This is a genomic window from Enterobacter cloacae complex sp. 2021EL-01169 (genome assembly GCF_020733125.1).
GTDB lineage: Bacteria > Pseudomonadota > Gammaproteobacteria > Enterobacterales > Enterobacteriaceae > Enterobacter > Enterobacter roggenkampii.
Genome location: NZ_JAJFTC010000013.1, coordinates 25812 through 48101, shown reverse-complemented (window position 1 = coordinate 48101; position 22290 = coordinate 25812). Strand labels below are relative to the sequence as shown.

Annotated in this window: 24 protein-coding genes and 1 pseudogene; all 25 read right to left on the bottom strand. The window is 52.0% G+C overall.

Annotation, left to right across the window (positions count from 1 at the left end):
• Window positions 1-31: 31 nt before the first annotated feature.
• Entirely contained in the window at window positions 32-856 is an 825-nt protein-coding gene (locus LLF79_RS21970; RefSeq protein WP_227880419.1) for a hypothetical protein, read from the bottom strand.
• Between the two features lie 58 nt (window positions 857-914).
• Entirely contained in the window at window positions 915-2600 is a 1686-nt protein-coding gene (locus LLF79_RS21965) for a DUF4942 domain-containing protein (protein WP_049002218.1), read from the bottom strand.
• A 141-nt stretch (window positions 2601-2741) separates the two neighbouring features.
• Window positions 2742-3314: a hypothetical protein gene (locus tag LLF79_RS21960; protein WP_049002217.1), complete on the bottom strand. Its 573-nt coding sequence runs from the start codon at window positions 3312-3314 to the stop codon at window positions 2742-2744.
• A gap of 108 nt (window positions 3315-3422) precedes the next feature.
• On the bottom strand, window positions 3423-4265 hold the full coding sequence (locus tag LLF79_RS21955) for a Rha family transcriptional regulator (RefSeq protein WP_049002216.1): 843 nt from the start codon (window positions 4263-4265) through the stop codon (window positions 3423-3425).
• Between the two features lie 108 nt (window positions 4266-4373).
• On the bottom strand, window positions 4374-4562 hold the full coding sequence (locus LLF79_RS21950) for a hypothetical protein (protein ID WP_000872126.1): 189 nt from the start codon (window positions 4560-4562) through the stop codon (window positions 4374-4376).
• A 9-nt stretch (window positions 4563-4571) separates the two neighbouring features.
• A complete protein-coding gene (locus LLF79_RS21945) occupies window positions 4572-5066 on the bottom strand; it encodes a hypothetical protein (RefSeq protein WP_049002215.1) in 495 nt (164 codons plus the stop codon).
• A gap of 142 nt (window positions 5067-5208) precedes the next feature.
• Window positions 5209-5887 (bottom strand): annotated as a pseudogene (gene rnhA, locus LLF79_RS21940) (ribonuclease HI).
• A 525-nt stretch (window positions 5888-6412) separates the two neighbouring features.
• On the bottom strand, window positions 6413-6643 hold the full coding sequence (locus LLF79_RS21935; protein ID WP_000262979.1) for a hypothetical protein: 231 nt from the start codon (window positions 6641-6643) through the stop codon (window positions 6413-6415).
• Between the two features lie 202 nt (window positions 6644-6845).
• Window positions 6846-7439 (bottom strand): phage N-6-adenine-methyltransferase, encoded by a 594-nt coding sequence (locus LLF79_RS21930; RefSeq protein ID WP_004109976.1) that lies wholly within the window; start codon window positions 7437-7439, stop codon window positions 6846-6848.
• 185 nt (window positions 7440-7624) lie between these two features.
• The gene (locus tag LLF79_RS21925) at window positions 7625-8467 is read right to left on the bottom strand and encodes a hypothetical protein (protein WP_049002214.1); all 843 of its coding nucleotides are present in this window, start codon (window positions 8465-8467) and stop codon (window positions 7625-7627) included.
• A 128-nt stretch (window positions 8468-8595) separates the two neighbouring features.
• Entirely contained in the window at window positions 8596-9153 is a 558-nt protein-coding gene (locus tag LLF79_RS21920) for a 3'-5' exonuclease (RefSeq protein WP_049002213.1), read from the bottom strand.
• A gap of 9 nt (window positions 9154-9162) precedes the next feature.
• Window positions 9163-9582 carry a hypothetical protein gene (locus tag LLF79_RS21915; protein WP_004109992.1) on the bottom strand — a complete coding sequence of 140 codons (420 nt, stop codon included), beginning with the start codon at window positions 9580-9582 and terminating at the stop codon, window positions 9163-9165.
• Window positions 9583-9645: 63 nt separating this feature from the next.
• Complete coding sequence (locus LLF79_RS21910) at window positions 9646-10290, bottom strand: AAA family ATPase (protein ID WP_227880416.1); 645 nt, start codon at window positions 10288-10290, stop codon at window positions 9646-9648.
• Window positions 10290-10766 (bottom strand): trimethoprim-resistant dihydrofolate reductase DfrA51, encoded by a 477-nt coding sequence (gene dfrA51 / locus LLF79_RS21905; protein ID WP_000781812.1) that lies wholly within the window; start codon window positions 10764-10766, stop codon window positions 10290-10292. The genes LLF79_RS21910 and dfrA51 overlap by 1 nt, the downstream gene beginning before the upstream one ends.
• Window positions 10763-11158, bottom strand: a complete 396-nt coding sequence (locus LLF79_RS21900; protein WP_023315986.1) for a hypothetical protein — start codon at window positions 11156-11158, stop codon at window positions 10763-10765. The genes dfrA51 and LLF79_RS21900 overlap by 4 nt, the downstream gene beginning before the upstream one ends.
• A gap of 19 nt (window positions 11159-11177) precedes the next feature.
• On the bottom strand, window positions 11178-12281 hold the full coding sequence (locus LLF79_RS21895) for a thymidylate synthase (RefSeq protein ID WP_022649915.1): 1104 nt from the start codon (window positions 12279-12281) through the stop codon (window positions 11178-11180).
• A 189-nt stretch (window positions 12282-12470) separates the two neighbouring features.
• Window positions 12471-13340 carry a phosphoribosyl-ATP pyrophosphohydrolase gene (locus LLF79_RS21890; protein ID WP_227880415.1) on the bottom strand — a complete coding sequence of 290 codons (870 nt, stop codon included), beginning with the start codon at window positions 13338-13340 and terminating at the stop codon, window positions 12471-12473.
• A gap of 82 nt (window positions 13341-13422) precedes the next feature.
• On the bottom strand, window positions 13423-14565 hold the full coding sequence (gene nrdB / locus LLF79_RS21885) for a class Ia ribonucleoside-diphosphate reductase subunit beta (protein ID WP_002231164.1): 1143 nt from the start codon (window positions 14563-14565) through the stop codon (window positions 13423-13425).
• 107 nt (window positions 14566-14672) lie between these two features.
• Window positions 14673-16988: a class 1a ribonucleoside-diphosphate reductase subunit alpha gene (gene nrdA, locus LLF79_RS21880; protein WP_022649913.1), complete on the bottom strand. Its 2316-nt coding sequence runs from the start codon at window positions 16986-16988 to the stop codon at window positions 14673-14675.
• A 77-nt stretch (window positions 16989-17065) separates the two neighbouring features.
• Window positions 17066-17635 carry a hypothetical protein gene (locus LLF79_RS21875; protein WP_022649912.1) on the bottom strand — a complete coding sequence of 190 codons (570 nt, stop codon included), beginning with the start codon at window positions 17633-17635 and terminating at the stop codon, window positions 17066-17068.
• Window positions 17636-17646: 11 nt separating this feature from the next.
• Entirely contained in the window at window positions 17647-18393 is a 747-nt protein-coding gene (locus tag LLF79_RS21870; RefSeq protein WP_004110014.1) for a hypothetical protein, read from the bottom strand.
• Window positions 18383-20299: an AAA family ATPase gene (locus tag LLF79_RS21865; RefSeq protein ID WP_022649911.1), complete on the bottom strand. Its 1917-nt coding sequence runs from the start codon at window positions 20297-20299 to the stop codon at window positions 18383-18385. The genes LLF79_RS21870 and LLF79_RS21865 overlap by 11 nt, the downstream gene beginning before the upstream one ends.
• A complete protein-coding gene (locus LLF79_RS21860; protein WP_045261882.1) occupies window positions 20296-20574 on the bottom strand; it encodes a hypothetical protein in 279 nt (92 codons plus the stop codon). Before LLF79_RS21860 ends, LLF79_RS21865 begins: the two co-directional genes overlap by 4 nt.
• Window positions 20529-21614, bottom strand: a complete 1086-nt coding sequence (locus LLF79_RS21855; protein ID WP_022649910.1) for a metallophosphoesterase — start codon at window positions 21612-21614, stop codon at window positions 20529-20531. Before LLF79_RS21855 ends, LLF79_RS21860 begins: the two co-directional genes overlap by 46 nt.
• Before the next feature lie 175 nt (window positions 21615-21789).
• Window positions 21790-22245, bottom strand: coding sequence for a GNAT family N-acetyltransferase (locus LLF79_RS21850; protein ID WP_227880427.1), 456 nt, complete (start codon window positions 22243-22245; stop codon window positions 21790-21792).
• Between the last annotated feature and the right edge of the window lie 45 nt (window positions 22246-22290).

Genomic DNA, 22290 nt, shown 5'->3' with positions numbered 1-22290 from the left:
ACTGCTTCTCTCGACTGATCGTCAACCACTTTCAGTCCATCACGTACCGCTCTGACATACGCTCAAGGTATTGGTATGCTGGATTTGGCACCGTTGGCCAGCCTGCATACCACGGTTCATCGCCAAACAAACTCAGCAGTTCGTTACCTACTCCGAAACAGCAGCAACTCTCTTTTACGTCATCAGCGTTTTCAGCTTCGTCCCACATATTTCTGGCCGTTTCTGCGTCGATTTCCCTCTCTCTGCGCAACTTTATGATTTCGGACTTTACGAAAATCAGATTTGCGTCGTTGTCATCGCCGACCGTACTTCGCAGTTGAGGGGCGAGGCAGCCAATCAAGTAATCATCACTCACTCGCTTAATAAATGTCTGAACATCATCACCGCCCATCGCAAACCAGGCGGCAGTCCACGCTTTCCCATAGCAGGTTATGGTGACTCTTCCCTTACCCGGCTCGTAGTTTTCAATCATTACGCGTACCGGGTCGAGACGTTCCAGATCCGTCAGCACAAAGGAAAGAACATCTAATTTCTCGACCTTCATGCAGCCTCCCACGCGCTCCAGATCTAACGGAGTGCCGGCAGCCAGAGCCTCTTTTGCTGTGTCCATTGCGTCCATGAACCGGGCAAACTCATTGGCGCGTTTCTCAAGGTCTCTCCACTGCTGGCTCCAACGGCGTGCCAGATGGTCGATAAAAACCTGCGCCGATTCATCAAAGTTACCTTCGAACGTCACAAGCTCCTTGTCGATTTTGATGGTTCCGGCAGGCGCTCCTGCGTTCCCCTGTAGCACTAAATTAAATGGCAGCTTCGCCTGCTCAACGCTGGCGAATGTAATTCTCGATTTTTCGCTCATGTGTTTACCTCTGATAAAGTGGCTCTATTCTTACATAAACTAGGTAAGTATTTACCTATCATTTTACACGTTTGAAAACGTATACGCTGACAGTGATTCCGGTGTCTTCAAACTCGTCAGTAAACGACTTCCCTTTGGCATAAACGTAATTATCCAGCGACATCCAGTTCAGAACTGGCGCATCACCCGGCAGTACAGCCACCAGTCGCCCGCCGACTTTAAGATGCTCCAGCGCGGCCAGCGTATGCTCTCTGTGACGGCCAAGAGAGTAGGGCGGGTTCATGACGATTTTGTCGAACTGATAACCTGCGTTGTCCTCAGACCACTTCATGAAGTCGCAGCAGACCGTATTTGTGTACCCCTTGCCAAGCAGGATATCAGCGAAGAGAGGTGCGACTTCTATGCAGGTAACGTCTTCCGGATTGGCGTCGATGCAGGCCAGCAGATCTCCGCGCCCGGCTTCAGGCTCCAGCAGCTTCTCACCTGGCTTCAGCTCAATGGCTCTGGCAACGTACTCCGCTATCAGACGTGGGGTAGGGTAGAACTGGTGTGATTTTGTATCCGGTATTAAGCCGGTGGCCACAATCGTATTGAGCGTATGGCCGATCTCATACGGGAACTGCCAGTGCTTTTTCTCCTGTACGCCGCCAATGAAGTTCAGTGTGCGCTCAAGCTCTTCCACCTGCGACTTCTGGAGGTTGGAATCAGAAAAGTACCAGACGCCTTTGTCTTTGCTGAATCGCCCGTCGCGCAGCGCGGTACGAACCGGCTCGGAGATCGTCTTCTGGATTAACCCGAACTCTTTTGGTGCCCGTGTTTTGGGTGCAGTACGGCATGGCGCCGGGATTGCTGCAGGCATACTGTAAGCCAGCACCTCATTCAGCTTCCAGGCCACGTCAGGATGTATTTCAAAGTGAACGTTGCCGTTCTTGAACATCTTCACGCGCATCAGGTTTCCGTCGACATTCATCCAGTCACCGGTCTGGCAGTCGTTTGCCCGGTACGCAGCTGATAGCATCTCAGTTGTGCGGTTGATGGTGATGAACTCTTTGTGTGCGAAGAAATGAAGCATGACGCGCAGGTCGTCGATGTAGTCCTCTTTCCGGTAGTTCACGCTGACGCTGTCCCGCCAGAACTCGGAAATGCAGTTGGCGATGATCAGACGCTCGCTAAAGCCGTTCGTCTTATTGGTCTTGTGGGCAGGACTCAGCGCTTTAAACAAGCCATACACGCGCTCAGAGAGATATTTGTGCCTGTCATTCAGCAGATTGAGCATCGTTGGGATGACCGTTTCTGCTTTGAACTCCGGCACACCAACGAACTCCTTAACCTTCATCTGGTAGCCGGTTCTGTCAGTCCTGATGGTCTCCTGCTTGCCCTCGATAAACTGCTCACGCCACTCGTCGCGGCGGGAAGCTGGCATGATCAGCAGAACGTTTGTCATATCCGTGACCTTCTTCCAGTACTCGGCCCAGATATTCTGTTTCACCCATTCAAGGTCGACCTTGTCCAGCCAGGCTCTGTTAAAGCGTGTGCGCTCGTCATCCGGCCGGTGGTTGAGTCGCAGCAGGCGGTTAATCATGTTGTGGCGTTCGTCGCCATAAACGAAGTCGTGAACCTGATGCATAAATGCGATCTCTTTCTCGCACTCGGCCACAATTTCGTGGATGACGTTCATTTCCTGCCGGTAGTCGATATCAGTGTTTGGGGTGATAGCGTCAATGATGGAAAGGGCTGTATTCATGATTGCACCATTAAACAAATTGTTTTCTTGTTGGTGTTATTTTCCCAAAGTTGAAAAGGCGTAAAAGCAGCATTCACAGGCGTTGCAGCTGATTTAAGGCGTAAAAAAGGGGGCTTTCGCCCCCTGTCGGCAGGTGAGAAATTAGTGGTGTACGTGCTGCGTTTTGTGCGGCTGTTTGTTCAGGTCGTGGCGATGGGTCAGCTCGCGCATCATGTCTTCAAGACGGCTCTTGGTGTCGTCAAGCTGGTCGGCCATTGTCCCCAGCAGCTGGCGAACGGCCATCGGATCGTCGCTGTTCAGATCAGGCATTTTGAACCCAGCCTGGGAAGACATCAGTTTGAAGGCGGCCAGCAACATCGCCAGAGAAGACTTCAGTCCGGCGATTTCGCGATCTTTGCTGGCGTTGGTTTCATCTGCCTTGACTGAATCCGGTGAGCACTTCGGCTTGCTTACCATTTCCAGAGTTGCCTGAAGTTTGTCGGCGCGTTCTTTCTCTTCCAGATACGCTTCGCCGAAATGACGCGCCAGCATCACAATTTCAATCGGATCATCAATCATGCTTGAGAACTTGAGAACGCTGAAAAGGCGGTCGATAGGGGAGGCGTCGTCTTCGTGACCAACCACAAGACCCATGATCTCAACCAGTTCGGCCGCACCAACTTTTTTAATCACGCTTTCAACTTTGGCATTAGTTTTTTTGCATTTTTCGCACATGTGTTTTTTCCTTATGTTTTTAAACAAGTTGTTTTCTCGATGGCGTTATCGTGGCGTGACTGAAAAGGTGGGCAAACGCTACGTAAAGGCGGACGCCCACACTGACGGTTAATGAAGACGTTTGGATTCCTTCATTTCACGTTCGACATGCTCACGACACGGCTCATACTCAATGGCGCTGGCGGTAATTTTCCCGGCAGCAATTAGCTTCACGGCAGCAAAGCAAAGTCCTTTAAAAGTGAACTTGGCCTGGTTGCGTCCGTTTCCGATGACAACGTTTTTGCCATATCCGCGGTCAATGAAGATCTTGAGGAACTGGCGGTTAACAGTGGTGTATTTGCGCTTAACGTACACATCACCCAGCGAGTCCATCAGCGCACCCAGAACAGCCCCGGACGTTCTGAGAATGCGACCAGCTTCATTCAGCCCATAAAGCTCATCAGCAGTGCCGCAAATGGTGTCCATGAGAATGGCTTTTGGCCTTGCCACCGACAGCTTGCGCTCAAGATCAGCACGCTGTTCTTCAAGATCGGCTGCCAGTCGAAGTGCTTCTGAAAAGGTTTCCGGGATGCTGGGGTAGGCACCGTAAAGCGCCCCGCTTGAAACACTCATTTCCAGCTCATGCCAGCGCTCAATGACAGCAGCGCGGTACTTCAACGAGTAGCCGGTAATGAGAACATCGGTATGCTTTCGGTCGAGCATGTACTCGCCTTCCATTCCCCGGTAATCGATGTTGACAACAATGCCTTCAACAATTGTAAGTAACTGATTTTTCTCATAACGCAATTTTGCGTTATGGTAATCGTCGGCATACAGCTCATTCAGCACGCTACGGATGTCGCGAAGAATGTCGCTGTGTCGTTTACCGGTCAGCTTTGAGATTTCTTTTGAGGACATCAATGGTCTGTCCGGGAGCACACCGGGAATCGATAAAGTAGTCATCTCAAACATACATTCTCCATTCAGTGTAAAAAGGGCCGTCAGTGGCCCTTGTTGTTAACTCTCATTGGTTAATTGGCTAAACAATTTGTTTTAACAGTGCCGAAAATGGATTCGGCATCAAAAGAACCCGAGAATGCTGCCCACCGGAACAACGAAAATTCCCACGACACGCGCAAGTGTCATTCCGGCATCAAACTGAAGATCGCCACCGTTCACGAGTTTCACCAGATTCATGATCCAGCCACCAAGCAGAAAAATGGCGAGGCCAACAATCATCGCGGTGACTTTCTGGAAGCTCCATTTCATGCAATAGCCTCAGTCACAGTAGAAGGAAGATCCGGAGTTGCAGGTCGAGCTGGAATCGTGTCCAGCAGCATCCCATCCAGAGAGACAGGAGGTCGTTCTGGCAGGGGTGTCGTCTGCAAGGTTGTGGTGGAAGTAGTTGTGTCCGGTATCAACAGACTCTGACCGGCTGGCACGGCTACCGCTGCCAGGGTTGCTAAAATTACTCCGTAGGCCATTGGCTTCAGTCGATTTCGTTGAAAATTTTCCATGGGAACTGTCCTTGTGTGCCTGGGATTCACGCAACACACGAGAGGCGACGGAATCACGCACCTTCCCCATGCCTACTGTCGCACCCAGATTTGCTATGGCGGTAGCTTGCGCATCAATGCGCTTCTCCAGCTCAAACACTCGTTCTTCCAGTTCCGCAAGGCGTGCAGAAACACGACCGCTAAACAGCTCGGCCAGAACCAGGCGAATTGAACGGGGACGTTTATTGAAAGAAGTGAAAGGCGTTTGACGTGCCATTTGGATTCCATTCTGTGTCAGAAAGAGTTGCGGCTGGCTTGGCCAGCCGCCTTTTGGCGTTCCATCCTGGAACAGTACCTAACCGGTACTTCGTCATCCTGACGAACGGTAAGATACCTGATTTAAAATGATAGGTAAATACTTACTTATCATTTTGTGACAAAAATCCAATGTCACGCTTGTGAGGCATATCAGCTGCGGAGTAGGCGGCGATCTTCGCCAGGCGGTCACACATTTCGTTCTCGCGATGACCGGCATGACCTTTAACCCACTTCCAGCGGACATTGTGACGGCTGGCGGCCGAATCGAGACGTTTCCAGAGATCGACGTTTTTGACTGGCTTCTTCTCAGACGTGATCCATCCGTTACGCTTCCAGCCTTTCATCCAGAGCGTCATGCCGTTTTTTAAATACTGGCTGTCGGAATGCAGGATCACGTTGCAGGGGTACTTCAGACGCTCCAGCGCAATCAGGGCGCCCATCATCTCCATCCGATTGTTGGTCGTGCTGTGGAAGCCCTCAGAAAGCTCGCGCTCTTCGCCTCGATACTGGAGAACGATGCCGTAACCGCCCGGCCCGCCCGGATTTTTGAGGCAAGAGCCATCACTGAATACTTTTACGGTTTTGAGCTGGGGATTGAACTCGACTACGGGGGTTTTGAAGTTGGTACGGGATTGCTGGTGGGTTTGGTATCTGGCTTTGGACTTCGTGCGGCAGCCAGTATGTTGCCGGGCTGGGGTCTTGGTCGTCATTTTGGCTCCAGAATCGCGCGCCGCGACGATTTTTTTTCCCTCGCGCGTGTGCGCACGCGTGCGTGTAAATATTAAAAATTTTTAGAAAAGAAAAACTTACTTCCCAGAACAGGTTTTATTAAAACCTGAACTGAACGAACGAAGTGAGTGAAGTTCACCTCGAACGAAGTGAGAGGTTGTCTTTTCAGGTAATACTCTCCCAGGGAGGTGAGTACAAAATTTCCTCACCAACCTGGTCGTTACATAACCTGAAAAGTTATGACCTAAGTCTACTGCCAGCTTAGGCTTGGGAAGTTATGGATGACAGCACCCCAGAACCGAGATCTTCCCACACTTTATGAAGGGGAGTACTGGATTCAACCTCTCGAAACACTCCAGACTCGACAATCATAAAGTGACCCTTCTCTCTGCTCACTTTGGTTCCCCCTTCCCCAACCCCTAAACGGTGCCGGTTCTACGCTGGTAGTGAGCTTTTTTAAACCTGACGCCAGTGACGCTATCCCCCACCCATCAGGTCGAGCTGCCGGAATCAATCCGGAAAGCGGGTAGATTTTATCACTGGCGATCTGCGTTTTAAATGGTAAGTACTTACCGATTATTTCGATTGATTATTTTCTCGCCCATGAAGCTGGACGTTCAGGGCAAACACCTCATTGATGAGTTCCCCTAACAGCTGCTCCACCAGCTCTTTGTGCTCGCCTGAATGAAGACATTTGAGCGACCATTCGTAGAGACTGAAAGCCTTATCGCGATCTTTCATCATGTCGCGCACTTTGGCCAGAAAATCGCTCTCAACGAGCGCTACGACGTTCGTCGGGTATACCATGATAGTTTTCCTTACTGTGGTTCATAAAATCGATTCTAGAGCGTCTGAAGAGGGGTTCCAGTGGGTTCTGGAGGTGTAAAACGGTCTGGGAGTTGTTTGGAAATCACGTCTTAAAAAGCCTGCGTCTGTATATATTAATAATTAGTACTTAGTTATTTATATATACGGAAGCAGGTTCTCAAACTAACTCCCAGACTGGTGTTTACGCTGCCTTTTTACGTGGTCTCTTCTTCCTGACAACATTGGCAGGATCATAACCACCCAGCTTTTTCATCACCGCCAGCGGTATCTTGCTGATGGTGTGCCCAGCTTCCTGACAGTAGCCACGGAAGATAAGCAACATGCTACCACCAGGGTTGATGTTCACCTCCACCAGCCCAAGTTCAACATCCGGCTCAACGAACGCCACGCGGCCGCCAGACAAGATGACGGTTTCGTTGGCGCATTCAGCCGCACGCTCGTACCACTGCGTATCGAGGGATTGTGGTATCAACATGACTGTCGTCACTCCACGCGCCTGCTCGCGAATAGCTGCGTCTATCCAGGGGGTGATTTTGGAGTAGGGCGGGTTAAGGAACGCCACAGTGCCAGGTTCTCCCCAGCTGCACTTGAGCGCATCACGCTCAACACCGATAAAGTTCGGCAGGAGGGCATTATCTTTGTTGCAGGCGACGTCCACATCGAACTTTACGCCTATGTAACGTTGGATGGCGACAAACAACCACTGCGGTGTGCGCCAAAGGTCGCGAAGAGAGGCATCACGCTCTCGCTTTTTGATTTTTTCGGCTGCGATCATTACTTTGCTTTAATAGGTAAACACTTACCTATTTTTTCATTTAATCCAACGGATAGCAAACAAAGAAGAACGCGCCAGATCCGCAAACGGGAAGCTCTCTGGCGCGTTTTATCGATGCTGGGTATGCGATTGGCTTACCCAGCGTCCTAAAGCTCTCAGGGGGCTTTAGATCGGGTAGGGGAACATCATCCAATGGAATACTCCGCTATGAATTTTTTGACGATCGGCGACTCTTTATTAAGGGTTAGATTTCCACCTTCCCTGGTGGCAATGCCAGTAGCTGGAAACACAGCCATCATCTGACCAGCCTGAGTCGAAGCGGTGTTGAGCGGATATGGTTTTTCCGGGTTGCTCATTAGCGCCAGTTTAATGCTATTGCTGGTCGCCGTGTTCGCGTCAAGGATATGGCGCATTGCGATTACCGTGTAGACGCTGATTTCCGGCCCACCACTAAACCAGTTCAAAAGGTTTAAGATCTTGTCTTTCGCTTTGACTGGCGCCCCTTCGAATGCGGCAGTAAAGCTCTCACTTTCCAGACCGGCTGTCGCATAGAACGATTCGTCCTTACCTTCCAGCGTGAAGCGAGGTTTGGCCGGTGTACGCTCTGATTTTGCCTTCTGGCGTTTTGGCTGCTCTTCTTCAGGTTTAGGCTCTGACGCCACTGAAGGTAAAGGGGTTGGATCTGTACCGGTAGTCTCAGTACTTCGAGCGTCAAGTTCAGGCGCTGTCTCGTTCACTATCTCCGCAACAAGGTCACGCTCTGGTTCCTCGACCTTCACCGATTCGTGCTCAATCTCAAGCTCTTCCAGAACGCTACTCAGATCGCCGGTAGAGCTGGCATTCATGACTTCATCCGCCACCGCCTCGACTGGTTTTGCGATTGCATCATCCAGACCAGAGAGAAGATCGTCGATCTCGTCGACACCGCTCATTTTCGCAGCTTTCTGCACTGGTTCGTCGAGAGATTGCAACATTGCAGTCAGTTCGTCCAGGTCATCGTTTTTAACAGTGTTTGTAACTGCGCTCATTTTTAACTCCTTATGTTTTCGTTGGTGCGTTTCCGCGTTTTGGTTGAGCGTATTCTGGCAAAACCTATCAGGCGGAAAAGTCATAATTACAGGCAGTTAGAAGAACTGAAGGCAAAGAAAAAGCGCCATCAGGCGCTTTCGAATGGGAGTTCGAAGAAGCCGTATTTCTCTCGGGCTTTGAAGAAACACTGCATCATCAGGTCAGTATCGTAGAGAGCGCTGTGGGCCTTCTCACGGTCGTAAGTGAAGCCAAGTGAGAACGCCAGCTCTTCCAGGCGTGGGCGCTTCCCATCCTCGGTAGCCCACAAGCCATCCAGCATGGAGTCAACCAGAGGGATATCTGGCAATTTCACCCCATAGCTACCGAACTCGTGGCGAATGAACGGAAGGTCAAAAGCCTCTCCGTTATGGGCGACTAACGCGCTACATGCGCCCATGTACGCAGCAATCTTGCCTGCGTGGTCAGCCAGTAGCGGTTCCGTCGCCAGATCTTCCAGTGAAATGCCATGCACTGCCTGCGCCTTCGGATCGATACTGCGACGCGGGTTGAAGCGCATCTCAAGGCTGTCGATGTGCTTCTGGGTTTCCAGTTCATAACGGGTTATCGCGATTTCGATAATTTTGTGGCCGGATGTGAAGTCCAGCCCTGTGGACTCAATATCGACGCCACCGACAATCGTGGTCATTGGTACTCCTTACAGCTTCTTCGCGCCTTTCAGCAGTGCGCCACGCACAAACTGAGCAGCCTTTTTCAGTGCGTCCTCGCCACTTTCGCAGACGACCGGCTCGCGCCATTCGCCCGTTGATGTGTTGAGGATCTGGATTTGGTTGGTCTCCAGGCAGACGGACACGTACAAAACCGTACCGCCTGAGAGTTTGAGGTGCATAGGAAACAGAGGGCGCTTGGTGCCGCCATTGAACTGCGACATCGCCACATTGATGGCTTCGCCAACCTCTTCCCCAACAAGCCCTTGAACGGACTCAAACACTGCGCGGATAGCCAGACGTGCTTCACGTTCACTCATCAAAGAGCGGGATTGTTCGTCAGCAATGCGGATCAGTGCTTCAATCGCTTTACGATCTAATTCATCCGAGAGGGGAAGTTCATCTATCATTCTGTTTTTCCTCGATTCATTTCGCGTGTCTTATTGTCACACTGCCCAACAGGGGAGCAATATTCAGTGGAAGGTCACTCGTCCTGTTATACGGCGCTCGATGTTTTCAGCGGCTCTGTCCAGCACTCGCAATACCGATCTGGCTCGCGCTTCAACCGTGCGGCACTTTTCAGAGATAACGAACACCTGCAGATCGCCGGTTTGGGGAAGCGTGTTGATTTTCGTCAGCTCACCGCACATAAGTGCATCGATGCGAGCAACATAGAGACGGTCAAGCGATCCTCGCTGGGGACGCGCGAGATCTTTGTTGGAAAGCTCAACGCCCGGGCGAAGACCCGCGATAGCATTGAAGTTGGAAATGGCCGCTTTGTGGCAAAACTGCTCAATGTCGAGAGCCAGCTCGATGCAGCGGTCTTCGTTGGTCTGGCCGACCAGGTCAAGCGTATAAGCCATGACATCGGCTGGCGTGCGGTCGATAACAAAACCTTCAACGCCGCGGGTGATCATCTCGATATGTCTGGCAATCTCCATCTGAACCTGAAGACGTTCGTAAAGGGGCAAACGCTCGCCAACCTTCACCCCCAGACTGCCCATCAGCTTGCCAACGCCGGCATCCACATACGGAATGCCATAATGCGCATCGATGTACCTTGCCAGGGTTGTTTTTCCACTGCCCTGTGCGCCAGTGATTCCAATCCGGTAATCCATTACGACCTTCTGTATACGATCTGCAAAAAGCCAGGCTCATCCTCATTTGCACGTTGGGTATAAGCCGTTTCGACTGGTACGAACCCTAAAGAACGCATCATTGGCGCCGGGAAGAACGCATCCGCGCCCGGCACATCCACGCCAATATGCGACAGCCAGATCTCTTCTACGTGTGGCATAAAGAGCGAGTAAATCTGCCCGCCACCAATCACCCAGACCGGATCTGGCAGTCTCAAAACGTCATCGATGCCAGCGGGGTAGAACCCATTGGGGATATACCCACGAGAGCGCGTCAAAACGAGGTTATGGCGCTCTGGCAGCGGGCGCTTGAGACTTTCCATCGTCTTGCGTCCCATCACGACAGTGGCGTTTTTGGTGAGTTGTTTGAACAGTTTCAGATCGGTCGGGCAACGCCAGGGAAGTTCGTTGCCAATGCCGATTTCATAGTTGCGGCCGACAGCTGCAATCATCTTCATTGGCTTACCTCATAGATGGTTGGTCGCTGGTGAGAATCTGCCAGCGCAGAACGCAGACGCGGATCATGAACCAGTGCGGCGATAAGTAAGTCGCCTTTGTGCTCTGCCAGCGTGCGCTTGATATGGGTTTCAAAACTGACACCGCGCGGAACAAGGTGGAGCCAGTCATAATCAATGCCGAAGTCCTTCAGCCAGCGTTTGGTTGGGCCTTCGAGCGCTTCCGGACGACTACTGATAAGCACCACTTCAGCACCGGAGCGAGCAAAACCACGCAACATGCGGCTGGTGGGAAAGATGAGTTCATCACCGGTAATGAGAGCGCCTGCATCCGCATCAGACACTGCTTTGCGATGGCTGGCTCTCGCCAGCACACCTTCAATTTCACACAACACATACATCCCTCTGGCCATATCACACCGCCACTGGAACCTTGATCCACGGAAGAGGGCTGTAGCCGCACACCTGCACACCTTCCCATTTGAAGTCGTCCAGTTCGGCCCATTCATGCGGAAAAATGACAACCGGGTCGGACTCTTTGGGCGGCTCGCGCTTCATCAGCTCCTCAACGCCTTCCATGTGGTTGTCGTAGAGATGAACGTCAAAGCCAAAATGCACGAATGCGCCAGCCATGTGGCCGGTGATCTTCGCGAGGAAGTGGGTGAGAATGCCGTAACCGGCGATGTTGAACGGCATACCAACAAAGGTATCGACGCTGCGCTGCACCAGACATGAGTTCAGAATGCGTTTCGGGATGCCCAGCTCGTCCAGCATGTTCTCAGTAATGCCGCCATCTCTTTCCAGAAGACACAGCATCTGGGTGTAAATGGATTCGTGGCCGTGGCGGTTGTGCTGGATGCCAATGTCGGTGGCCATCGTCAGTCGAGTCTCAAAGTCCAGCTCGCGACTCCACAGTGAAAACACGAAATGGCATGGCGGCAGCTTCATATCTTCCAGTTCGCCAACATTCCAGGCATTCAGCAGGATGCGACGATCTGTCGGGTTGGTGCGAAGCGTGTGAACGATACGCTGTAGCTGGTCGATTTCACGGGACAACACAACGCGATCTTCACTTACGCCCAGATACCCCTCGACCTTGTACCCGCGCTCACGGAACGTGTCGATTTTGCTCAAATACTCGCTATGGCTCACGATGCGGGTATCTTCCCACCGACGCCATTGTTTGCCATAGACCGGGCCTAAATCGCCATTTTCATCAGCCCAGGCATCCCAGATTTTGACGCCATTGTCTTTCAGGAACTGGATGTTGCCCGTTCCTTTGAGATACCACTCCAGCTCAACCAGTAACGGCTTCAGGTTGACGGCTTTTCCGGAGATAAGTGGAACAGAGCCTCCCGTCAGCATGTAGTAGGAAGGGACATATGAAACGCTTTTTGTGCCGGTTCCGGTGCGATCACCCGCGTGAACGCCAGTGTTGAGCACCGTTTCAACCACTTTGGCATACGAACCACTGGCAAACTGACCGTTCGTAAAGTCTCGATTCAGTAGGATAGACAAAATCAACCTCACACAAGATAAGTAAGTACATACATATTATTTTATACAAGTTTATCTGTCAGAAGTGTGTAAGGCTAGGAGGGGAGTAAAAAAAATGGTGGCTCTTAGGCCACCATTGCAATGAGCAATTAAGAACTTGGACAATAAAACACGCCCAGGCAATATATAATGATAAGTGGATACTTACAATTATTTTTTTACCATCTCGTAAAGAGATGAGGCTTTCGCCTTCTCAACAAAGCGAGTCAGATCCACATCGCTGTAGGTTGGGGATTTGAGGATCTTGCCATCAGAAACTCTGAAGCCAATCATCATGTCAGTCCCTTCAGCGTGGCGGAAGCCCAGATCTTCCTTGTCGTATTTGCAATTCTCTACCGCCACACGACGCTCTTCGGCGCCAGCCGGCCACAGCTTGGTCATGTTGGAACGATGGATTTCTGCCACCAGCTCAACAATATCGATACCGAGAAAATCAGCCAGGCGGTAGGTCATCATGCAGGCAACGTAGATTTTATTCATCACGCGGCGCAGCTCCTGCACCAATTCGGAATCGCTAATCGGCTTCGCTTCGAGTTTGTCAGCCAGCGCATTCAGCATTAATGCAGCTTCTTTTGCTTCTTCAAACGGGATGGCCATGTCGTCAAAGACCGTGTTGCCTGGAACCATGATGGTGTGGATGAAGCGATCAACACTCTGCTCTTGGGTGTAGTAGCTCATACCTGTAGAGATACCGCCTTTGATGGCCACCATTGTGCCGACGCCCACGTAAAGGAAGTCAGCCATCGCATCCAGCAGCGCCGTCATGTCCCCGTTTTTAGCTGCCGGGATGCCCTCGGTAACAGCTTCTTCGTGGATCAGCTTGGCACGCAGACGCAGTAGTGCCGGATCTGGAATGGCACGGCGTGGGTGATGAAACAGTGTGTGGAACTGGTCAACCATCAGGTAGATGCTTTCCGTTGCCTTGCCAAAACCGGGATTCAACTCGTAAGGCTCTGCCTTAAATCCCACGAGTTTGTCTGCGGCAAGTTTCAGATGATCGGTCAGTTTCGTAAATTTCATGTCTTCTTTCTTTCCTTTGGACTTCATTTGATACGTCAATTGTGACCCAGCAGCGCCAGGCCACAAAGTGGTTAAACTCGGCTTAAAGGTCTGCGAACTGGCTCAGGCCGGAGCGATCGACAGCGGAGTCAATCTGGCCAACGAGGTAGTTGCTTTGTTCAGCTTCCTGCGGAGCGATCTGCAGGGTGTCTGACAGCAGCCATTTGTTCATCCATACCAGTGGATCGTCTTTGATTTCCGGGAACAGCGGTCGCAGCCCAAGACGACGCATTGCCAGGTTGGTGCGGTATTTCACATAGCTTTTGAGGATGTCGGCATTCAAGCCAATCATTGAGCCGTCTTTAAACAGATAGTCAGCCCAGCGCATTTCCTGCCCGGCCACGTCCATCATGGTCTGATAGATGAAGCTCTCTTCTTCTGCGGCAATCATCTTCCACATCAGACCTTCACGACCGGTACGCATAAAGCGGATCATGCGTTCAGTACCTTCGCAATGCAGAGCCTCGTCGCGCGCGATGAAGCGCATGATCTTCGTGTTGCCCTCCAGCAGCTTCCGCTCACCAAAGGCGAACGTACACGCAAAGCTCACGTAGAAGCGAATCGCCTCCAGTGCATTCACCGACACCAGTGTTCGGAACAGCTGGCGCTGGAGAGGGTAGGGCTTGCCATCAAACTCGCTGACATACAGCCGTTCAAATTCGTCTTCGCCAAGATGCTGGCGAGCGCAGGTCATTTCGTACAGCCTGTCATATTCGCTTGAGATGCTTACAGCCCGGCTGATGATCTCTTCGTCCGTGACGATGCCGTCGAAAACGATGCTCGGGTCATCCACCATACCGCGGATAATGTGCGTATAGCTGCGGCTGTGAATCGTCTCGGAGAACGACCAGGTCTCGACCCATGTCTCCAGCTCAGGAATGGAGATCAGCGGCAGCAGTGTTGCGTTAGGACTGCGACCCTGAACGGAATCCAACAGCGTCTGGTAACGCAGGTTGCTCAGGAAAATATGGCGTTCGTGCTCTTGCAGCTTGGTATTGAAGTCGATGCGGTCAGTGGTAATGTCGACTTCTTCAGGGCGCCAGAAGAACGAGAGTTGTTTCTCAATCAGCTTTTCGAAGTCACGGTACTTTTGCTGATCGTAGCGTGCTACGTTGACAGACTGGCCGAGGAACATAGGTTCCTTCGTTGCGTCGTTAGCGCCCAAACGGAAAGTAGAATAAGTCATGTGTTTCCCTCTGAATGTTATCGAGTGGCTTTAAACAAATTGTTATCTTATTGGTTTAAACAAGGTGCTCAACTCAATGAAAAGGTGGGGATTTCTCCCCACGCTCATCAGATTTTGCACGCACCATCGCACTCATCTTCTGGCTCAACAACCTCCGCAGCGGAAGGTTCTGACACCTGATCGTCGTCATCACGCTTACCAGCGCCATCACGCGTGTTGTGGTAATAAAGCGTCTTCACACCTTGCTGATACGCAAACAGCAGGTCTTCCAGCAGCTTCATCATTGGAACCTTGTCGCCAGGGAAGCGAGTCGGGTCGTAGTTGGTGTTCGCAGAGATGGCCTGATCGAAGAACTTCTGAATGATGGCCACCTTAGTCAGATAGCCGCGGTTGTCCGGCATATCCCACAGGTACTCGTACTGGTCTTTCAGTTGCGCGAAGTCCGGAACGACCATCTTCACGATGCCGTCTTTGGACGACTTCACGGACACCGGGCCGCGGGGCGGCTCAATACCATTGGTGGAGTTGGTGATCTGACTGGACGTCTCGCACGGCATTTGGGCGGTCAGAGTGGAGTTACGCAGACCATGCTCACGGATACGGCCACGCAGCTCTTCCCACGGCATTTTCAGCTCGAAAGAGGTCTCCGGGTTGGTATCCAGCGTTTTGCGATAGTGGTCGACTGGCAGCTGGCCCTGTGCATATTTGGTGTGGGAGAACCAGTCACATGCACCTTTCGCTTCGGCCAGTCGGCAGCTCGCATCGAGCAGGTAGTACTGAATGGCTTCGAAGGTCTCATGCACCAGCTGGTTGCCCGCAGTGTCAGAGTAGTTAAAGCCGTTCTTCGCCAGATAGTAGGCAAAGTTGGTTACGCCAATGCCCAGGCTACGACGTGCTTTAGCCGGGATTTCTGCAGCAGCCATCGGGTAGTCCTGATAGTCGAGCAGAGAGTCCAGTGCCGCCACAGCGTAGAACGCCACGTCTTTCAGTGAGTCCAACGTGCGGATCGCGCCCAGGTTAAACGCAGACAGAGTGCAAAGCGCGATTTCCCCGTTCGGATCGTCAGTGAACGCCAGTGGCTTGGTCGGTAGCGTGATCTCCATGCAGAGATTGGACTGGTGTACCGGTGCAATTTCCGGAACGAATGCGCCGTGATCGTTCATGTGGTCGACGTTGGCAATGTAAACACGACCAGTAGAGGCACGCTCCTGCATCAGCGTAGAGAACAGGTCGACGGCCGGGATAGATTTCTTACGGATGCTCTCGTCGGCTTCGTACTTCAGGTACAGCTCTTCGAACTTGTCCTGATCAACAAAGAACGCGTCGTACAGGCCCGGCACATCGTGTGGGCTGAACAGCGTAATGTTTTCGTTGCGCACCAGGCGGCGATACATCAGACGGTTAATCATCACGCCATAGTCGAGATGACGAACGCGGTTCTCTTCAATGCCACGGTTGTTTTTCAGCACCAGCAGGCTTTCTACTTCCAAGTGCCAGATCGGATAGAACGCTGTAGCAGCGCCGCCGCGAACACCGCCCTGAGAGCAGGATTTCACAGCTGTCTGGAAGTGTTTCAGGAATGGAATAACGCCAGTGTGGGTGGCCTCGCCATTGCGGATCTCACTTCCCAGCGCACGCAGACGCCCAAAGCCAATACCAATTCCCGCGCGACGTGACACGTAGTCAATGATTGCGGAAGACGCAGCGCTAATCCCTTTCAGACTATCAGCAGCTTCAATCAGCACGCAGCTGGAGAACTGGCGAGTAGGGGTGCGCACGCCGGCCATAATTGGCGTTGGCAGAGACAGCTTGAATGTACTGGTCACATCGTAGAAGCCTTTGACCATCTCCAGACGCGTCTTACCGGCGCAGCCATCTTCCCAATTCTGGAACAGGCACATGCCGACCAGCATATAGAGTTGCTGTGGCCCTTCGTAGATAGCGCCAGTTACTCGGTTTTGAACGAGATACTTGCTCGCCAGCTGCACGGTGGCGGCATAGCCGAAGTATTCGTCGCGCTTAGGCTTGATGTACACGCCCAGCTCGGCAATTTCTTCCTGAGAGTAGTACTTGAGAAGGTCTTCATCGTAAACGCCACGACTGACGTTGCTGACGATGTGATTGTAGAAATTCGGGTAGTCATACTGGCCGAAGGCGTCCTTGCGGATCTTGAACAGGCTCAGTCGCGCGGCAACCTGCGAGTAGTTCGGGGTTTCCGGAGAGATCAGATCGGCAGCGGACTTTACCAGCGCCTCATGCAGCTGGCAGGTGGTCATTCCGTCGAAAATGCTGGCAGCAGCGCCCATAGCGACAGCAGACGCGCTAACGTTGCGAATGTTTTCGACTCCCCACATCACAACGCGGTTGTATTTTTCCTCTGACAACGGCTCAGTGGAACCGTTACGTTTTACGATGCTTATCATGTATCACCCAATAAAAAAGGCCACTAAATATAGTGGCCTCATGTTAATAGATAAGTACTTACCTATCAATTACCGACTTATAAAATTCCTGCAAGAACATCGCGAACCTGAAGGAATTGATCTGTTTGCATACCGGTGTAAATCGACGCGACAGCGTCCGCAAGGTGCTCGTTTTTATTCACCAGCACTTCCTTACCAGATTGCTTACGGCGCAACCACGGGGCGTTTGGCTGCTTCTGCGTAGCCCACTGAATGATCTCTTCCTTCGACGTGGTCAGCTTATTCCCGACATAGTGCTTAATCTCGTTTGGCGTGACCTGTATCAGTGGCTTATCCACGCACGCCAGTACGCCAATACAGATGCCGTATGAGGTCTGAGAGCGACTCGATTGGCTACCAACCGGCAATTCGCAAAACACCATATGAGCCTGCTCGATTATGGGCTTGGCGGTACGCCAGATTTCATTAGCGCGGCGCAGATCGTCGCTGTTTACGCGAACCGTCTTCTTGTTGCCGCCAGCTTTGGTTTCCACCAATGTCAGGCCATGAATGTCCAGCTTATCCGTTTCCAGATCCAGCGTGCCAATCGCCAGGCCAAAGTTGCTCATTGAAGGGTCGACGCCGACCACACGAATGGTTTTACTCATTTTTGGTCTCCTTACCACGTAGCCCAGGTTGGGCATTCCATTAGTTTCTGTTCAAGTGTCTTTTCCGGCTCGCGAGTTGGCGGCTTCGGAATGTCGCTAACAACGTGAATGCTATCGTTGGTTAGAACGCCTGCAGCAATGTCTGCATCGATCATGCTCTGGCCGATGAAATGCCGCATGATGTCGATCAGATGGCGTGCAGCCGTTTCATTCGCGCTGAATACATGGGGGAGAAGTACTTCAATAATCGCTACTTCACATCCCTCCTCGTAAAAGCAGAGTTTCGCCCGCTTTGAAATTGGCGCGTGTCGGTCATAGTCAACAGAGAAGCTGGCGAAAGCAGCACCCGGCATTGCAACGTGATCCGCGCGTGCGTTAGCGTGTCGAATCAGATTAGTGAATGCGGTGCTGATGTGCGTCTCCATCGCATTGAAGAGCGCATTTTCTTGGATGTTCAGCGTTCCGGTTTCAGGAATCACAACGAACCCCGGCCCAGAATGTGGGAGATATCCACCTTCCGTAAATGGATTAATAAGGATCGGCGCAGTGCTTCCTGACGGCAGCATAGACAAACTCGGCATCAACGGAGTCGATGACAGCAGACTGGTTAATACCGAGAACTGGTCGTCATTGATGTTTTCGTTTTTCCACAAAAGTGCAGGCGCAGCTGCTTTTGCCGTATGGTGGTTTATCAGCTTTATAGACTGCATCACGGCAAACATCTGCAAAAACTGCGTTCGGCTCAAGTTAAACGACATAGCTGCGACCCTCTTTGACTTCGACTGTGATGGTTTCCCGGAACCACGATTTCATCTCTTTGTGGGAAATGATCATCACTGTGCCGCGTTCACGCGCTTTGGCTTCCAGAATCCCCATGAGACGCTCCAGACCGGCAGTGTCGAGCGCGTCGTCAATTTCATCGCCGATAAACAGCTCGATATTCTTACTGGCGCGACTGGCAACCAGATCCTGCAAAGCAAGAGAGCACGCAATGCGTACCTTACGCTTCTCGCCACCAGACAACGTCTGGAAGGATTTGCTGGAGCCTGTTTTGGTTACGCTGATATTGAATTTGTCGCGATACTCGCCTTTCTTCGTTGTCTCCATTGTCGACCATTCGGCAACGATGTTGCCGTCCGACAGCGTGTTGAGATACTCCGCAGTTCTGATGTTAAGGAAAGGCGTAACAGAGGTCAGGATGTGTGAACGCACACCAGCTGGGGAGTAAACCTGGCGAGCTTTCTCCAGCAACAGAGCCTGCTCCTGAATACTCTTTAACTCATTTTTAAGTACTGAATGATTAGATTTATTGGCAGCAAGGTTGTCTTCATGACGTTTAATAACGGCCAGAAATGGGTTTACCTCTGCCATAATGCGATTCATGTCGGTACGTGCCCGCGCCACCATCGCTTCGACGGCCACAACTTCACGTTCTCGATGACGCAGCGCACTTAGCTCATTGGTCAGGCGTTCGATTCTGGCGATGATTTCTGATACGTCGGGTGTGGCTGCGACCAGTGCAGACTCGATGCCGAGCGCTTTCTCAAGACGAGCTTTGTGTTGAGCCACTGCCGCTGCTGATGCCTGCGCCTGGCCGATCTCATTACGCGCTTGTTCAATGAAACTCTCCTTTACGGTGGACAAATCTTCTTCGCAGTAGGGCTTTCCGCACGTAACACAAGGTGCTCCGACCTTTGTGCCAACCTCTTCTGCTTTGGTTTTAAACGAGCGAGCACGGTTCATGGACTCGTTCTGTGCCGCTTCTGAAGTGCGGATGCTTGAGCGGATCTCCGTAATCGCACCGCGCACCTTCAGCAGTTTGGCGTCATGCTCTTCTTTGGAGGCCAGCTTACTGCGTTCGCCAGCAATCGCGTTTTCCGTATCCCGGATCTGTTCCGGCAGCGAGCGAATTTCCATCACGACTTCGGACAGCGTTACCTCCGCGCCAGCCAAATCGACGCGGGCCTTGTCCAGACGTTCGCCGCGATCGCGCTCCCAACTATCAGAGGACGCTTTGGCCGCCTCAATCTCTGACTGCGCGGTCTCGATAAGCGTGAGACAGGCGTCCATTTTGGATTTGGTAACATCCATGCGTGCGGCAGCTGCATTAGCACGCTCGCGAGCAATGGCATAGGCTCGCGTTAACCGGTCGACGCCAGCGGCTTCTTCAACGATGGTTTTGAGGTTCTTGTCGGACATACCCGGCAGATCAGGCATTGCTTCCTGACTGGCGTAGATGGACGCCATGAACACCTCTTTCGATGCACCAATCAGGCGTTCAACGAACTCCTGCGTCAGTGTGTCTTTGCCTTTGGTCATATCACCGTCTTCGCCACGGACGATCAGCCGGTTCTTGAACTCTTTGTGTTTGCGGTGGCGAATGATGGCGTAACGCTTTCCTTCATCCTCAACAGTCACCATCACACGACAGTTTTTCTCGTGACCTGTAGACAGCACGTCGTCACCTTTGACGCCATGCGCAGTTTCGCCATACAGACACCACATCAGGCTGTTCATCAATGTCGATTTGCCCGCACCATTGCTGGCAGCAGAAGAGTCGCCACTGTTAACACCCTGAATGAGCACCAGACCGCGTTGGTCTAACTCAACTTCGGCGCTGGCTAACGCCATGAAGTTCTCAACCTGGAGCTTTAGAAATTTCATACAATGCCTCTAACTTTTTGATTCAAATGCTGGCCTTTTCGCAGTTGAAACTCTGTGTGGGCCGGGAAAGATCTCCGTTTCAGTACGCCTTGTTTGCTCAGTCTTCCCAGATAAAACGCCACAGGGTTTCCGTTGGGTGGGTAGGGCTTGTGGAACATCACCGTCTGGCCTCGTTCAAGTCTTTTCATCGTGGAGATGAAGTCCCGAAAGCTCCCAGAATGGCTCGTTCTCACACTGCCTCCGCACTCTCCGCTTCGGTCAGGATCTCCTGACATAGCATGTCCAGCTTGCTCAGGTCGAAGCCGCCGTCAGTGTCGTGAACGATTTTGCAGTACGCCGCGACGGACTCGCCCAGGCTGTCTATTTTGCTGGTCTCCGCAGTACTGGCAGTGCCTTCCATCATCGATGCCTTGCGGATGAAGTTGCAGACGACACCCTTCGCGCCCATTGTTTTCAGGACGTTCTGGATTTTGATGCCTTCTTCATCGCTCTCCACAACGGCACGGAAGCGCACGTAGTTACCGCGAATTTGGTCGTCTTCCACATCGTCCTCAAGGTTGACGAACTTGGGTGCGGAGGTTTCGTAGTGGGTGAATGTGCCGTCAGGGTTGACGATCATGAAGCCAGCCAGCGAGCCAACATCGCCCCAATTCTGGTGCGTCAGCGCCCCGATGCTAACCACTCCAGGCAGCACTTCTTTGTGGTTGTGGTAGTGTCCGGACAGCAACAAACGGAAGCCGATATCTTTCAGTTCCTGTGCGTCGATGCCGACATCTGGCATGGTGGGGATCGCTTTGTTGATCGAGGTATGCACAACGACATCGTGATTGTCGCCATCCAGCCCGGAACGCAGTGTTTTGAGGTCGCTAATAAGCTCTGCGTGGTTGTTACGCCAGCTAATCAGGTGGACGGTTACGTCGCCCATTTTGATGGAGTGAGGACGTTTGCCGCAGACAATTTCCACACCGATTGAGCGCAGAGAGGCCGCTGCATTGGCGCTGTATACGGAATCGTTGGTTTCGAGGTCGTGGTTGCCGGCCAGCATAACCACTTCGAGGCCCAACTCTTTGATGATCCACTCGTAAGTTTCAGTCACGAAATGCAGGACGGAAGGTGATATAGCACCACGAACATGGAAAGTATCACCAGCCACCAGCATGTACTTACAGCCCGCAGCTTTCATGGCTTTGGCTGCTTCTTTCGTGGCGTCCAGTTGGATCTCCAGTCGAGAGTTCAGCCCGTCAGCGTTTGTTGTCGCAAAAGCATCCCAACGATGATAATGGGGATCTGATATCACCCCGTATGGCAATGTCATGTGTCTTTTCCTTTGTGGTTATTTTGATACAGATGTTAAGCGTGTTTGAGAGGCGAGCAACCCAGACAACACGGCACAGAAGAAAATCTACAGGCACACGATTATGACAAAATATATAAGTAAATACCTACTTATTTTTATGGTGGTGACAATATCTCAACCGTATGGGGGCTTATTACTTCGGATCGCGAAACAGCATCTGCGTGCCTTTGGGGGACGTGTCGAAAAGGTGAAAACCTCTGCGTTTTAGCATGTCGGCCATTTGCGAGGATTTGACGTAGCACTTCGCCATCATCGGCTGGCTCGGGTTTGAATCGATCATGTCGGACACCAGCATTGACCCATAGCCTTTCCCGCGTAGCTCTTTGACGATACTGACGGCACGGAGTTCAAGTCGTGGCGCACCGGTTGGATCGAGTGCGGCACAGAACCAGATTAGCCCTGCTTTTTTGTCATCAGAACGGCGCAGCAGGATGTAGATATAATGCCCGGAGTATTGGCCCTGCTCGTTCGTCTTGATGGCCAGCCTGGTCTGCTTCTCAAAGGTTTTACCCCCCTTTGATGTGAGGATCTCTTCGTAGAAGTGACCCTTGCGTGCGCCGTCTTCGAACTCACCCATGATAAATGGCATGTCTGCCACAGTTGCTGCCCTTGAATAAAATTCACTCATGTATTA